The organism is Streptomyces sp. NPDC034043 (assembly GCF_055575675.1).
Genome location: NZ_JBVISF010000006.1, coordinates 301819 through 315942 on the forward strand (window position 1 = coordinate 301819; position 14124 = coordinate 315942).

Here is a 14124-nt window from a genome sequence, read left to right on the forward strand (position 1 = left end):
CGGCCGCACGAACCGAGGAGGACCCGTGGGCTACGCCCATGACTACGCCAGCGCCATCATGTACCGGGGCCGGGTGCCCATGGAGCCCGTGGACTTCGTGCCCGACTGGGCCGACCGCCCCCGCAAGGCGAAGTACTACCCGGACGCGGAGACCCTGCCGCTGCCGGATCCGGCGGCCGGGCCGCGTCCCGCACCGGGGTTCACGCTGCCCCTGCTGTCCGGGATGCTCCAGGAGTCGTACGGGCTGACCGGCCGGCGCCTGGGCGTGCAGGCCAACACCGACCTGGCCGCGCTCCCCCACTACACGCAGGCCAACTGGTCGCGCGGCACCGCCTCGGGCGGCGGCCTGTATCCGGTCGGCGTGTACTGGGCGGCCGGTGCGGGCGGCCCGCTGACCCCGGGCCTGTACCACTACGCCCCGCACCAGCACGGGCTGCGCCGGCTGCTGACCGGCGATGTCACCGGTGACGTGCGGGAGGCGCTGGGCCTCGGGCCGGACGAGGGCTGCTCCCAGTACCTGGTGCTGAGCGTCAAGTACTGGCAGAACTCCTTCAAGTACAACAGCTTCTCCTTCCACGCGGTCAGCATGGACGTGGGCGCCCTGGTGCAGACCTGGCGGCTGTGGGCGAGGGCGTACGGGCTGCGGATCGCGCCCGCGCTCTGGTTCGACGAGGAGAGGCTCGCCCGGCTCCTGGGCACCGCGCCCGGGGAGGAGGGCGTCTTCGCGGTGCTCCCCCTGGAATGGGAGGGCGGCGCGGAGCGGCACGGCGGGGCGGCTCCGTCGGCCGGCGCGGAGGTCCGGCACCGGGACGCGGAGCGCTCCCGTACCGTGCTGGCCTTCGAGACGCTGGAGCGGATCCACGCGGCGACCCTCGGCCGGGCCGGGGACCGTCCGGCGCCCGGCGTGCTGGACGCGGCCGCCGCGTATCCGCCGCGGGGCGGACGGCCCGTCCCCCTGCCGGCCCCGGCTGCGCCGGCGGTCGAGGAGGCCGCCGCGCTGCGGGCCCGGCGCAGCAGCTTCGGCCGGTTCGACGCCACCCGGGCGGTGACGGCGGAGCAGCTGGCGGCGGCGCTGGCCGACTGCGCGGCGACCCGGCCGGGCAGCGAGGCGGAACGGCCCGGCGGGCCTTCGCTGACCTCCTTGTACGTCTTCGTCAACCACGTGGAGGGCATCGAGCCGGGCAGCTACGCCTATGACGCCGGGGCCCACGCGCTGCGGCTGGTGGTGCCGGGGCCGCCCGGGCCCTTCCTCCAGGAGAACTACTTCCTGTCCAACTACAACCTGGAGCAGGCGGGCGCCGTGCTGGTGCCGACCGTGCGGACCACGGCGGTCCTGGACGCGGTGGGCGACCGGGGCTACCGCCTCGTGGGGGCGGCCGTCGGCGCGATCGCGCAGACCTTCTACACCACGGCCGCCGCCCACGGGCTCGGCGCGGGCGTGGCGCTGGGCTTCGACAACGTCTCCTACGCCGAGCGGCTGGGGCTGACCGGCACCGACGAGGCACCGCTGCTGATCATGCTCCTCGGCCACGAGCGGCCGGGGCCCGCCGACTTCCGCCACGAGATCGCCTGACCGGGCGACGAGAGAAGCAGGAAGACCAGGATGAACACCACCACCGAATGGCACACCGGCGAGCGCTTCATGCTGCGCGTCGCCGGGCTGCCCCTGGCCGCCGCCGACGCGCTGCGCTGCGGGGACACCGGGCGCTGGGCGGCCGACGTGCTCGCGGCCGAGGACGCGCTGCGGGCGGACGCGCAGTGGCTGAGCGAGGTACTGCACCGGGCGGTCGGCGCGACCGATCCGGAGCCGGGCGGGCCGGGCGCCGCGCACCGGCGGGAACTGCTGCGGCTGCGCCGCCAGATCCACAACGGGCGCCTGCCCGCCGATCCCGGGGCCGCCCTGCGGGCGGTGGCGGATCTGGGGGAGGAGGCGGGCGACCGGCTCGCGCTCTGGCTGCGGCGGACCCGAGAGCTGGAGAAGCTGCTGGCCGAGGGGGAACCGCTGCTCGCCGGCGACCTCGTCCGGGGCCGGGCCGCGCTGCGCGGGCTGCTGGACGACGACCGGCTGCGGCACGGCCTGCTGCTGGCCTCCCCGGTGCTGGAGGGACAGCTCGACGCGTACGCGGCGGCCACCGCCGGGGGCGCGGAGCCGGCGGCCCGGGCGCGCAAGGCCGAACGCTCGGTGCTCTCGTACCTCTACCGCACCGCCTGCAAGACCAGTCCCTTCAGTACCTTCACCGGGGTGGCGACCGGCCGGTTCACCCCGGAGGCGGGGGCGGACGGGATCCGGGTGGAGGACACCTGGAGCAGCCATGTCCGGCTGAACGTGGTGGTTCTGGCGCGGCTCGCCGAGCTGATCCTCGCCGACCCGGTGCGCCGCCGGGACCTGCCGCTGCGCCCGGCCCCGGGCTGGGGCCGGGAGGACGACCGGATCCGGTACGTGCGCCGCTCGGTCACGGCCGGCGACGACACGGCCGCCGTGACCTTCGACGCGGTCAAGGACCGGCTGTTCTTCCTGCGCCGCAGCGGCACCCTGGACCGGCTGCTGGCCCTGTTCGCCGAGCGGGCGCGGCAGACGCGGGACCGGCCGGGCGGCGGTGGGCCGGAGCTGCGCCACCACGAGCTGGCCCACTGGCTGGCGGCGGAGCACGGGGCCTCCCCCGAGGAGTGCGAGGCGTACATCGGGGCGCTGCTCCAGCTCGGCATGGTGCGGGTGCCGTGCCTGGACACCGAGGTGCACGGCGGTGATCCGGTACGCGCCTTCCAGCGGGCCCTGTCCGGTCTGGAGCGGCCCTGGGCCGATGAGCTGGCGGCGCTGCTGGAGGAGCCGGCCCGGCTGCTGGAGCGCTATCCGCTCGCCGGGCGCGCCGAGCGCCGCGAGCTCCTGCACGGCCTGCGCGCGGCGCTGCGCCGGGCGCAGGTGGAGCTGGGCGCTCCGCCGGACGCGCCGCTGCCGCAGACGCTGGTGTACGAGGACACGAGCGCCGGCCGTGATCTGGCGGCGGCTCCCCCGGCCTGGGCGGAGCCGGGTGCGGGCGGCGGCTCGCTGCGCTCGGTCGAGCGGATCCTGCCGGCCTTCGACCTCACGGTGGCGCAGCGGATCACCTTCGAGGGGTTCTTCACGGCCCGCTACGGCCAGGGGGGCCGCTGCGAGGACCTGCTGGGTCTGGTCCACGACTTCCACGAGGACTTCTTCGACCAGTACCTGTCGTTCACGGCGCGGCGTACGCCCTTCGACGCGCGCGGCGAGTACGTGCCGGAGGAGAACTGGCTGGGCCTGCCCGGGATCCGGGCCCTGGACGCGGCGCGGCGGGCCTTCACGGGCCGGATGCGGGCGCACTGGGCGGCGTACCTGGAGCACGGCGGGGACGGTGAGGTGCGGCTCTCCGAGGAGGACGTCGAGGCCGTCGCCGGTGAACTGGAGCCGGTGGTGCCCGGGTTCGCACCGCGCTGCCACCACGTCCAGCTGGCGCGGGACCCGGAGACGGGTGCGGAGCTGACGGTCCTCAACCGCTCGTACGGCGGACTCTCCTTCCCCTTCAGCCGGTTCACGCACCTGTACCCGAAACCGGACGGGCTGGACGGACGGCTGCGCGCGACGGCCGCCGCGGTCACACCGCCCGGCGCGGTGTTCGCGGAGGTCACCGGCGGCGCGGTCACCACCAACCTGAACCTGCACGGCAGGCTCACCGAGTACGAGATCGTCTGCCCGGGCGAGAGCGGCACCCTGCCCGAGGACCGGCTGCTGCGCCTGGACGACCTGTACGCGGAGCACGTGCCCGGCACCGGGCGGGTGGTGCTGCGTTCCCGGCGCCTGGGCCTGGAGGTGATCCCGGTCTACCTGGGGTACCTGGTGCCGCTCGCGCTGCCCGCGGTACCGCGCACCCTGCTGCTGCTCTCGCCGTCCTCGATGTCGCCGCTGGACGTCTGGGCGGGGGTGCCGGAAGGCGTCCCGCAGGGCGGTGTGACCACCCGGCCGCGGGTGGTGCACGGGGACCTGGTGCTGAGCCGGCGCAGCTGGAGCACCACGGCGGGCGAACTGCCGGCGCGGGGTGCGCGGGAGGCCGGGCATTTCCTGGACTGGCAGCGGTGGCGCCGGGCGCACGGGCTGCCGGAGCGGGTGTTCGCGACCGTGTCGGCGGGCCCTTCCGCGCTCGGGGCGAAACCGCAGTACGTGGACTTCTCCAGTCTGCTGTCGCTGGCGGCCTTCGAGCCGCTGCTGCGGGAGGGCGGCCACCGGGTCGTGTTCCGGGAGATGCTCCCGGACCCGGGCGGCCTGCACACCCGTTCGGCGCGCGGCGAGCACGTCGCCGAGCTCGCCGTCGAGACCTTCACCACGACCACCCCGCCCCCGGAGGGAGCACCCCGATGCCAGAGCTGACCCCGACGCGTGGCGCGTGGCAGGCCATGCACGTCTTCTACGCCGCCAACCCGCAGCCGCTGCTGGTGCAGTGCGTGAGGCCGCTGATCGCCTCCCTCACGGCGGACGGGCTGCTGGCGGGACACTTCTTCATCAACTACTGGCTGGAGGGTCCGCACGTACGGCTGCGGCTGCGGCCGGTCAGCCCGGAGGCGGAGCCGGAGGTGCGCCGCCGTGCCGAGGAGGCCGTGTCGGCGTTCCTGAAGGCCCGGCCCGCGCTGTACGAGGTGGACTCCGGTTTCCTCAACGAGTTCTACAACACCCTGTTCGACATCGAGTTCCCCGAGGGGGACCGGGCCGCCTTCATGGGCGAGGACGGCCGGATGAACCTGCGGCCCAACAACTCCTTCTCCTACGAGCCGTACGAACCCGAGTACGGCAAGTACGGCGGCCCGGCCGGGGTGGAGCTCGCGGAGTGGCACTTCGCGCACTCCAGCGACCTCGTCATGGACGCCCTGGGCTCCATGAACCTGCACCTGCGGACGGTGCTGCTGGGCACTTCCGCGCAGCTGATGATGGTGATGGCGGGGGTGTTCCTGCCCGACCGGGAGGAGCTCGGCGACTACCTGGACAGCTACTACCAGTTCTGGCACCGCGCGTTCCCCGGCACCGGGTTCATCGGCTCCGTCGAGTACGACCGGACGTACGAGCAGACCGGCCCCGCCCTGGGACGGCGGTTCGGTGCGGTGCTGGAGGCGCTCGGCTCCGGGGAGACCGGCCGGCTGCCGGGCTTCCTCGCCGGCTGGGCGGAGCACTGCCGGGAGCTGCGGCGGCGCGCGGAGGCCCTGGCCGTGGGCGGGGAGCTGGTGTTCCGGTCCTGGGACGGGAGCCGCGACGAGCGGGTGACGGATCCGGCGGCGGCGCTGCCGCTGCTGCTGTCCCCGTACATGCACATGACCAACAACCGGCTGCACGTGACCATCCGGGACGAGGCCTACCTGGCGCACCTGCTGGGCCGGGTGCTGCGGGAGGGGGCCGCCGAGGGCGCGGAGGCGGCCGGGACGGTCGTGCCGTGACCGCCCCCTCGGGACTGCTGGAGCACCGGCCCGCGCTGCGGCCCGGGGTCCTGCTGTCACCGCCGCTGCTGAACGGCCCCGCCGTGGTCCACCTGGTCAAGGACCCGGTGTCGGGGGCGGCGTTCGAGATCGGGCCGAAGGAGTACTTCCTCGTCTCGCGCCTCGACGGCTCGCGCAGCCTCGCGGAGATCGGTGAGGCGTACGGGCACGCCTTCGGGCGCCGCCTGGGCGAGCGGAACTGGCAGCAGCTGCTGGGGCTGCTCGGGACCCGCCGGCTGCTGGCGGGCGGACCGGTCCCGCAGGCGGAGGCCGGTCCCGGGCCGCAGCGGACCGGGACCCTGCTGCGCGGGACCCTGCGCCTGGTCGCGGATGCCGATGCCACGACGGCGCGGCTGCACCGCTTCCTGCGGCCGGCGCTGCGGCCGGCGGTACTGGGGGCGCTGCTGGTGGTGTTCCTGGCGATGGAGGCCTGGCTGGCCGCTTCGGCGGGCGGGCTCCTCGCCGATCTGGGGTGGCTGCTGTCGCGTCCGGTGCCCCTGCTTGCCGTGGCGACGCTGCTGTGGCTCAGTACGGCCCTGCACGAGTTCGCCCACGGCATCGCCGCCCGGCACGTGGGCGGCACCGTCGGGGAGATCGGGCTGCGCTGGCGGCTGCCGATGGTGATCATGTACTGCCGGGTCGACAACTACCGCTACCTGCCGCGCCGCCGCGATCAGCTGGCCGTCGCCGGCGCGGGCGCCTTCGCCAACCTCCTGTTCCTGCTGCCCTTCTGCGCCTGGTGGGCGGCCCTGCCCGCGGGCGATCCCACCCGCCGGGTGCTGGGCGCGCTGCTGCTGCTCGGCAGCGCGCAGGCCCTGGTCAACCTCGTCCCGCTGCCGCCGCTCGACGGCTACACGCTGCTCGGGCACGCGCTGCGCGTGACCCGGCTGGCGCCCGCGAGCTCGGCGTACCTGCGGCTGCGGCTGCGGGACCGCGGCGCGGCGGCCGCCTACCCGGTACGGGCCCGGCGGCTCTACCTCGGCTACGGGATCGGCTCGGCCGTGCTGGTCCTGCTCCTGGCCGGGCTCCTCACGGCCGCCGGCGTCTTCGTCATCAGATCCTGAGCCCCCGTCAGCTGCCGGGGCGGCGGCGCTCTCCCGAGCACCGCCGGCCCCGGCAGCGCCCTTCGTCCCCCCACCCGATTCCGACACCGAGGGAACCGCACGCCCATGACAACTGACCGCACCTCACCGCCCGACGCGCCCGTGGCCGTCTCCGTCCGGGAGGTCCGCAAGCGCTACGGCGACCGGCAGGCCGTGGACGGCCTCTCGCTCGACGTGCGCCGCGGCGAGTTCTTCGGCCTGCTCGGCCCCAACGGCGCGGGGAAGACCACCTTCATCGAGATCGTCGAAGGCCTGCGCCGGCCGGACTCCGGCACGGTCGAGGTCCTCGGCCAGAGCTGCTGGCCGCGCAACACGGCCCTGCTGCCCAGGATCGGCGTCCAGACGCAGGCCTCGGCGTTCTTCGTCCGGCAGACGGCGCGCGAGCACCTCGCCACCGTGGCCGGGCTGTACCGCAAGGACGCTGCCGCCGCCGACCGCACGCTGGAGGTGGTCGGGCTGACCGAGCAGCGCGACGTCCTGGTGGAGAACCTCTCGGGCGGCCAGCGCCAGCGGCTCGCCATCGCCTCCGCCCTCGTCCACGACCCCGAGCTGATCTTCCTCGACGAGCCGACCGCCGCGCTGGACCCGCAGGCCCGCCGCGACCTGTGGCAGGTGCTGCGCGCCCTCAAGGGCGAGGGCCGCACCATCGTCTACACCACCCACCACCTCGACGAGGCCGAGGCCTTGTGCGACCGGGTGGCCATCCTCGTCGGCGGCCGCATCGCCGCCCTGGACTCCCCGCACCAGCTGATCACCGCCGCCGGCGCCCGGGCCCGGCTGCTGGTCCCCGAGGGGCGGATCGGCCGGGCCGAGGCCGCCGCGCTGGAAGGGGTGGAGCGGGTCAGCGAACAGGGCGGCTCGCTGGTCCTGGAGACCTCGGTCCCCGGCAAGGTGCTCCAGGCCGTCGACGCGCTCACCGGGCTCGACGGCGTGATGACCCGTACGGCCACCCTGGAGGACGTCTACCTGGAGCTGACCGGCCGCACCGAGGCCGCCGACCACGCCCCCGCTCACACCCTGGAGTCCCGCGCATGAGCGCCTACACGGCACTGACCGCCGCCGGCTACCGGGCCCAGGTCCGGGACAAGGCCACCCTCTTCTTCACCTTCGCCTTCCCGCTGCTCTTCCTCGTGGTCTTCGGCCTGATCTTCAGCGGCCAGGACGTGGAGCAGAGCGGCCGCCCGTACATCTCGTACATCGCGCCCGGCGTGATGTCCTGGGGCGTGGCCAACGCCGCCGTCTTCGGGATCGCCTTCACCCTGATGCAGTGGCGCCGGGACGACCTGCTGCGGCTGATCCGGCTCAGTCCCACACCGCTGACCACGGTGCTGGCCTCGCGCTACGTCCTGGCGCTCGTGGTCGGCGTGGTGCAGGCCGCGGTGTTCATCGCCGTCGCGATGCTCCCCGGGTTCGGGCTCGAACTGGACGGGCGCTGGCCGCTGGTGCTGCCCGCGCTGGTGCTCGGCATCACCGCCTTCATGGCGATCGGGGTGATCGTCGGCAACTACGCCAGGACGCCCGAGGCCGTCGCCGCGATCGCCAACTGCATGATGGTGCCGATGGCCTTCCTGTCGGGCTCCTTCCTGCCGCTCGACATGATGCCGTCCTGGCTGCGGTCGGTCTCCCGGGTGCTGCCGCTGCGCTACCTCAACGACGCCGCCTCCGGTGCCCTCACCGGCTCCGGTTCCCTCGCCGCCATCGGGACGGGCTGCGCGGCGCTGGCCGGCTTCGCCCTCCTGTTCGGCGGGATCGGGCTGAAGACCTTCCGCTGGAGCGACCAGTCATGACCGGTACCGCGACGCAGACCGTACGGGCGGCCGCGGCCCCCGACGGCACCGCACTGGAGACGGCCCGCCGGCAACTGGAGCGGGCGCTGGCCGCCGCCCCGGGCGCGGCGGCGCCGTACGTGGTCACGCTCGGGGTGCACGACGCCCTCGGGCCGCGTACCGCCGACCCCTTCGCCGCAGTCCGCCCGGCCGCCACCGTCCACCTCGGCGCCCAGGCCGTGCTGCTGGGGCCCTGGGGCGGCGACGGCACCGCCCCCGCCTGCGGGCAGTGCCTGGCGATGCGCTGGCAGCGGCTGCGCAGCAAGAGCGAGCGGGACGCTCTGGAGACGGGGAGCGGGCCGCGCACCCCCGTCTCGGCGCAGTGGCCCCTGCTGTCGCCGTACGTGCTGGACGCGGTGGCGGCCCTGCACGCGGCCGTGGCCGGCGGCGAGGCGCGGGCCCCGGGCGCGGTGGCCGCCGACCGGGCCCTGCCGCAGGTGTCCCGGCTGGACCTGGAGACCCTCCAGGTGCGCACGTACCCGCTGGCCGCCGACCCGCTCTGCCCCGACTGCGGGCCGCGGGCCGCCGCCGCGCCGCTGCCCTTCACCCCCGCGTCCCGGCCCAAGCCGGCCCCGGACGCGCAGCGGCTGCGCGAGGCTTCCTCGTACCCGGTGCCGCGGGAGGCACTGGCCAATCCGGTGACCGGGGTGCTGGGCGGGGGCACCTGGATCAACGTGACCTCGCCGACCACCGCCCCGGTCGCGGGCAGCGTGTTCATGCGCGGCTACGCGGGGCTGACGGACGTCACCTGGAGCGGGCAGGCCAACAGCTTCTCCGCCAGCCGGGACCTCGCCTTCCTGGAAGGCCTGGAGCGGTACGCGGGCACGCACCGGCGGACCGGCGCCGAGGCCCTCACCGCCTCCTACGCGGAGCTGGGCGAACGGGCCCTGAACCCGGCGGAGTGCGGCTTCTACCCGCCCGAGACCTACCGGGACGACCCGATGGTGTCGCCCTTCGACCCCGAGCGGCCCATCCCCTGGGTGTACGGGCATTCGCTGCGCGACGACCGGCCGGTGCTGGTCCCGGCGCGTCTGGCCTACTACAGCGCGGGTCTGGCCGCCGACAACTTCGTCTTCGAGTGCTCCAACGGCTGTGCGATCGGCGGCTGCCCGGAGGAAGCGCTGCTGGGCGCCCTGCTGGAGCTGATCGAGCGGGACGCCTTCCTGCTCGCCTGGTACGGCGGCCAGCGGCTGACGGAGATCGACCTGGACACCGTGCCCGGGCCGGCGGTGCGGATGATGGTGGACCGGGCGGCCCTCCAGGGGTACGACGTGCACGCCTTCGACAACCGGATCGACCTCGCGGTGCCCGTGGTGACGGGGCTGGCCGTCCGGCGCGACGGCGGTCCGGGGCTGTACTCCTTCGGCGCGGGCGCGGCGCTCGATCCGGCGTCGGCGGTGGAGGCCGCGCTGTCGGAGGTCCTCACCTACATCCCGCACCTGCCCCGGCAGGTGGCCGAGCGGCAGGACGAACTGGAGGAGATGTCCCGGGACTTCGGGCGGGTCAGGCACCTCAAGGACCATGCCCAGCTGTACGGGCTGCCGGCGATGGCCCCGCACGCGCGCACCTACCGCGAGCCGCTCGCCGTGCGGTCCATGGCGGAGCTGTACGCGGGGTGGGAGGCGGGAGGGCGTCCGAGGACGGGCGACCTGCGGGACGACCTGCTGCTGTGCGTGCGGGAGCTGACGGGCGCCGGACACGATGTGATCGTCGTCGACCAGACCACGCCGGAGCAGCGGCGGATGGGGTTGAGCACGGTGTGCGCGATCGTGCCGGGCCTGCTGCCGATCGACTTCGGCTGGTCGCGCCAGCGGGCCCCGTACATGTCCCGGCTGCGGACGGCGGCCGTGCGCGCGGGGCTGCGCGGGAGCCCGCTGACGGACGCGGAGATCCGGATGGTGCCGCACCCCTTCCCCTGACCCCCCGCCCCCTCCGGCCCCGGGCTGCGGCCCGGGGCCCCCTATTGCGGGCCACCACGCGTGCCGGATGCCCCGGACCCCTTCCTGCGGGGTCCGGGGCATCCGGTGTGTGCGGTGCCGCGCCGGGAGTGTCAGGCGCTGCAGGAGGTGGTGCTGGTGGTGGAGGAACAGGTCGAGGTGGAGCTGCAGCTCGTGGAACCGGCGAGCACGACCTCGCTGGCGTCCGAGTAGTCCGAGATCTCGAAGGTCTCCGACTCCAGCTCCAGGATCTCGTCGGCGAGCGAGGCGAGCGGCGACTTCTCCATGGGACTCTCCTTCATGGGTTCGGGCGGTTCAGCCGGCGTGGTCGGCGCAGCTGGTTCTGGTGGTTCCGGTGCTACCGGCGGTGTGCCGTCCGTGAGTTCCGGCCGGTTTCCTGTGGTGCCCTTCCAGGAAAACCGGTCGCACCTTCACTTCACCCGTCCATCTCCTGACACTCCCCTGACAGAAAGTGTCAGCGTTCTGACAGTCGGGCCGCCGGGCCGGTGGCCGAGCATGGCGTCATGACCGTCTCCGCCGCCGGGCTCCCCGGACTCCCGCCGCTCCTGCGGCCGTTGACGACCCTGTACCTGGACCTGCACCGCCACCCCGAGCTGTCGGGCGAGGAGGAGCGTACGGCCGCCCGGTTCGCCGACTGGCTGGAGTCCGCCGGGTACGCAACCACGCGCGGGATCGGCGGCCACGGCGTGGCCGGGGTGCTGCGCCGCGGCACGGGGCCGACGGTCGTGCTGCGCGCCGAGCTGGACGCGCTGCCGGTCCGGGAGAGCACGGGGCTGCCGTACGCGAGCGAGGGCCCCGCGGCGCACGCCTGCGGGCACGACCTCCACCTGGCCGCGGCCGCCGGGGCGGCCTCGCTGCTGGCGGGCGCCGGTCCCGGGGCCTGGCGGGGCACGCTGGTGGTGGTGGGACAGCCCGCGGAGGAAACCCTGGAGGGGGCGCGGGCGATGCTGGCCGACGGGCTGTACGAGCGCGTCGGACGCCCGGACGCCGTCCTCGCGCAGCACGCCGCCCCGCTGCCCGCCGGGATGGTCGCGCACGGGTACGGGCCCATGACCGCCGGGAGCGTCACCTTCCGCGTGGTCGTGCACGGGCGCGGCGGACACGCGGGCGCCCCTCACCTGACCGTGGACCCGGTGGTGACGGCGGCCCACGTCGTGACCCGGCTCCAGACCGTGGTGGCCCGGGAGGCGGCTCCCTCGGAGCAGGTCGCCGTCACCGTGGGCTCGCTGCGGGCCGGCGAGCGGGCCAACGTGGTGCCCGACCGGGCCGAGCTGGGGATCACCGTACGGGCGGCCGGCGAGGCCGCGCTCACCCGGGCCGCGGAGGCCGTCGAGCGGATCGTGCGCGCCGAGTGCGCCGCCTCGGGCTGCCCCCGGGAGCCGGAGATCGTCCGCACGGGCGCCTCCCCCGTCACCCATCCCGACCCGGCCACGACGGCCGCGGTGCGCGCCGCGCACACGGCGCGGCTGGGGGCGGAGCGGGTGGCGATGTGGCCGCCGTCCCTCGCCACGGAGGACTTCGGGCTGTTCGGCGACGCGGGGCGGCACGTGCACGGCGCGCGGGGGGTACGGCTCGCCTACTGGATGCTCGGGGTGATCGGGCCGGCCGCCTGGGCCGCGGCGCCCGGTGAGGGGGCGGCCGGGAAGCTGGCGGCCCTCCCCGCCAACCACGCCCCGGACTTCGCCCCGGACGTGCGCACGGCCCTCCCCGCCGGGGTCGACTCGCTGACGGCGGCGGCCCTGGCCTGCCTGGCGCCCGGCACGGGCGGCGGTGACGGGGCCCGGCGGGCGGGGGCGGACGGGGCCCGGAGTCCCGCTACTTGATGTCGTAGCGGCACATGCCGGTCTTGCCGCCGCCGTTGTCGGCGACCTTCTTGCCGTCGACGGTGATCACGCACTCCGCGGCGTGCAGCAGCCCGTCGGCGCCGGTCACCGAACCGGGGACGACGGAGACCGTGGTGCCGACGCGCTTCTCGGCGGCGGTGGTGAGGGTGACCGTGCCGGTCTTCTTCCAGGGCAGGGTGACCTGTTCCATCTTGTTGGTCTCGAGGTTGTAGTACACCTGCGTGGAGCCGGTGCCGAGGACCTCCAGGGTGACCTCGTGCTTGACCGCCGCGTCCTCGGCGGACGGCTTCGGCTTGCCGGCGGACGGCGCCGCGGCGGACGCGGCGGCCGGCTTGCCCTCGGCTCCCCCGTCCCCGGCCGCGCCGCCGCCGCAGCCGGTGAGCAGAAGGGCCGTCAGCGCCGTCAGGACGGAACCGGTGGTGATCTTGCGCATGTTTCTCCCTCACGAATGAGTAAGCGATCTTAGTGCGCGTGCCGGGCGGCCTCCCGACCGGTCAAGGCCCTGAGCACGGCCTGACCTGGTTTCATAGCGCATACGCACCCTGAACCATGACTTCCATCGATGCCATCTATAGTGGTCCCCATGGCCCTCGAACTGCGTCACCTGCGCTACCTGCTCGCGGTCGCCGAGCACCACAGCTTCACGCGCGCGGCGGAGGACTTGCACATCTCCCAGCCCACCCTGTCGCAGCAGATCAAGCAGCTGGAGCGGACGGTGGGCGTGCGGCTGCTGGACCGCGGCGGGCGCACGGTGCGGCTGACCGACGCCGGAGAGGCGTACGCCCACCACGCGCGCCGCGCGCTGCGGGACCTCGCGGCCGCCGAGCGGGCTGTCCACGACGTCGCCGGCCTCTCGCGCGGCCACCTCCGCCTGGCGCTGGCCCCCGTCTTCACCGCGTACCTCCTCGGGCCGCTGCTGGGCACCCTGCACACGGCACACCCCGGTATCACCGTGGAGGTGCGGGAGATGACCCAGGACCGCATCGAGTCGGCCCTGCTCGCGGACGGGGCCGACCTCGGGATCGCGTTCGCCGGGCCCCACCTGCCGGGGATCGCGGCCACCGCGCTCTTCACCGAGACCCTCTCCCTGGTCGTCCGCGCCACCCCGGCGGCGCCGGCCGCAGCGGCGGCGCTGCCAGTGACCGACCTGGCGGACCGTCCGCTGGCGCTGCTGAACGGGGACTTCCCGACCCGGCGGCACGTGGACGCCTACTGCGCGGCCCACGGGGTGCGCCCCCGCGTCGCGGTCGAGGCCGACTCCGTCCAGGCACTGACCGAGCTCGTACGGCGCACCGGGCTGGCCACCCTCCTGCCCGAAGCCGTCGTCCGCGAGCAGCCCGGCCTGGCCCGGATCCCCCTGGACCCGGCCCCGCCCGCGCGTACGGTCACCCTGCTCCGGCGGGACACCCCTTACCAGAGCGCCGCCGCCCGCGCGTTCACCACCCTGGCCCGGGGCTACGCCCCGGCCGGGCAGGAGGAGTAGCCCCCGTCGGGCGGGCGCCGCGGAAGGGGCCCGGCGTACCGGGCAAAGTGAAGGCAAAGTCGAAAGGCGGGGCGGGCTCGCCCGGCCCACGATGGACTCATGAGCGTCCGACGGTACGAGCTGACGTTTCCCGGCAGCGACGGGACGGGCGAGGACACCGTGGTCCTGGAGCGCACCGATGCCGCGGGACCGGGCGGCCACCCGGTCTACGCCGACGCCACGGGCATCGTCCGCGCCGAGATCAGCGACCGCGGCGAGGTCCGCATGCTCCCCTCGGGGGGCCACCAGGCCCTCGCGCACCCCACCTCGACGCGCCGGCTGCCCGACGCCGACGGCTGACCGTCCCGGTCCCGGCGTCGCGCCTGCCCCGGCGCCGCGGTACGCGCGAGCCCCCTGCCGGGCCGCGTCACCGCGGCGGCAGGGGGCTCGGGGGGT

At 75.1% G+C, this 14124-nt stretch carries 12 protein-coding genes; 10 read left to right on the forward strand and 2 right to left on the reverse strand.

The genetic code is table 11. The features are described from left to right. Positions 1 to 25: 25 nt before the first annotated feature. The 7 genes from ACZ51S_RS17720 (at position 26) to ACZ51S_RS17750 (ending at position 10323) form a co-directional block, all read left to right on the forward strand. The gene (locus ACZ51S_RS17720; protein ID WP_468961355.1) at positions 26 to 1573 is read left to right on the forward strand and encodes a SagB family peptide dehydrogenase; all 1548 of its coding nucleotides are present in this window, start codon (positions 26 to 28) and stop codon (positions 1571 to 1573) included. 30 nt (positions 1574 to 1603) lie between these two features. After that, positions 1604 to 4381, forward strand: a complete 2778-nt coding sequence (locus tag ACZ51S_RS17725) for a lantibiotic dehydratase (RefSeq protein ID WP_468961357.1) — start codon at positions 1604 to 1606, stop codon at positions 4379 to 4381. Continuing rightward, a complete protein-coding gene (locus tag ACZ51S_RS17730; RefSeq protein WP_468474654.1) occupies positions 4369 to 5436 on the forward strand; it encodes a lantibiotic dehydratase C-terminal domain-containing protein in 1068 nt (355 codons plus the stop codon). The genes ACZ51S_RS17725 and ACZ51S_RS17730 overlap by 13 nt, the downstream gene beginning before the upstream one ends. Continuing rightward, positions 5433 to 6539, forward strand: a complete 1107-nt coding sequence (locus tag ACZ51S_RS17735; RefSeq protein ID WP_468961359.1) for a peptidase M50 — start codon at positions 5433 to 5435, stop codon at positions 6537 to 6539. Before ACZ51S_RS17730 ends, ACZ51S_RS17735 begins: the two co-directional genes overlap by 4 nt. Positions 6540 to 6644: 105 nt before the next feature. Further along, complete coding sequence (locus ACZ51S_RS17740; protein WP_388940271.1) at positions 6645 to 7613, forward strand: ABC transporter ATP-binding protein; 969 nt, start codon at positions 6645 to 6647, stop codon at positions 7611 to 7613. After that, the gene (locus tag ACZ51S_RS17745) at positions 7610 to 8365 is read left to right on the forward strand and encodes an ABC transporter permease (RefSeq protein ID WP_467890665.1); all 756 of its coding nucleotides are present in this window, start codon (positions 7610 to 7612) and stop codon (positions 8363 to 8365) included. Before ACZ51S_RS17740 ends, ACZ51S_RS17745 begins: the two co-directional genes overlap by 4 nt. Then, complete coding sequence (locus tag ACZ51S_RS17750; protein ID WP_468474657.1) at positions 8362 to 10323, forward strand: TOMM precursor leader peptide-binding protein; 1962 nt, start codon at positions 8362 to 8364, stop codon at positions 10321 to 10323. Before ACZ51S_RS17745 ends, ACZ51S_RS17750 begins: the two co-directional genes overlap by 4 nt. Before the next feature lie 131 nt (positions 10324 to 10454). Here ACZ51S_RS17750 and ACZ51S_RS17755 read toward each other — a convergent pair whose 3' ends face one another. Further along, positions 10455 to 10628, reverse strand: coding sequence for a thiazolylpeptide-type bacteriocin (locus ACZ51S_RS17755; protein WP_007268044.1), 174 nt, complete (start codon positions 10626 to 10628; stop codon positions 10455 to 10457). 237 nt (positions 10629 to 10865) lie between these two features. Between ACZ51S_RS17755 and ACZ51S_RS17760 the strand changes: the two genes are divergently transcribed. Continuing rightward, positions 10866 to 12185 carry an amidohydrolase gene (locus tag ACZ51S_RS17760; RefSeq protein WP_468961362.1) on the forward strand — a complete coding sequence of 440 codons (1320 nt, stop codon included), beginning with the start codon at positions 10866 to 10868 and terminating at the stop codon, positions 12183 to 12185. Here ACZ51S_RS17760 and ACZ51S_RS17765 read toward each other — a convergent pair. Then, positions 12178 to 12639, reverse strand: a complete 462-nt coding sequence (locus tag ACZ51S_RS17765) for a hypothetical protein (RefSeq protein WP_468885908.1) — start codon at positions 12637 to 12639, stop codon at positions 12178 to 12180. The two genes, ACZ51S_RS17760 and ACZ51S_RS17765, sit on opposite strands and share 8 nt — an antisense overlap. A 150-nt stretch (positions 12640 to 12789) precedes the next feature. Between ACZ51S_RS17765 and cynR the strand changes: the two genes are divergently transcribed. Together cynR and ACZ51S_RS17775 are read left to right on the forward strand one after the other, a co-directional pair. Beyond that, complete coding sequence (cynR, locus tag ACZ51S_RS17770; protein WP_468961364.1) at positions 12790 to 13689, forward strand: transcriptional regulator CynR; 900 nt, start codon at positions 12790 to 12792, stop codon at positions 13687 to 13689. A 99-nt stretch (positions 13690 to 13788) separates the two neighbouring features. Further along, positions 13789 to 14028, forward strand: a complete 240-nt coding sequence (locus ACZ51S_RS17775) for a DUF6296 family protein (protein ID WP_468474661.1) — start codon at positions 13789 to 13791, stop codon at positions 14026 to 14028. The last annotated feature ends 96 nt before the right edge of the window (positions 14029 to 14124 follow it).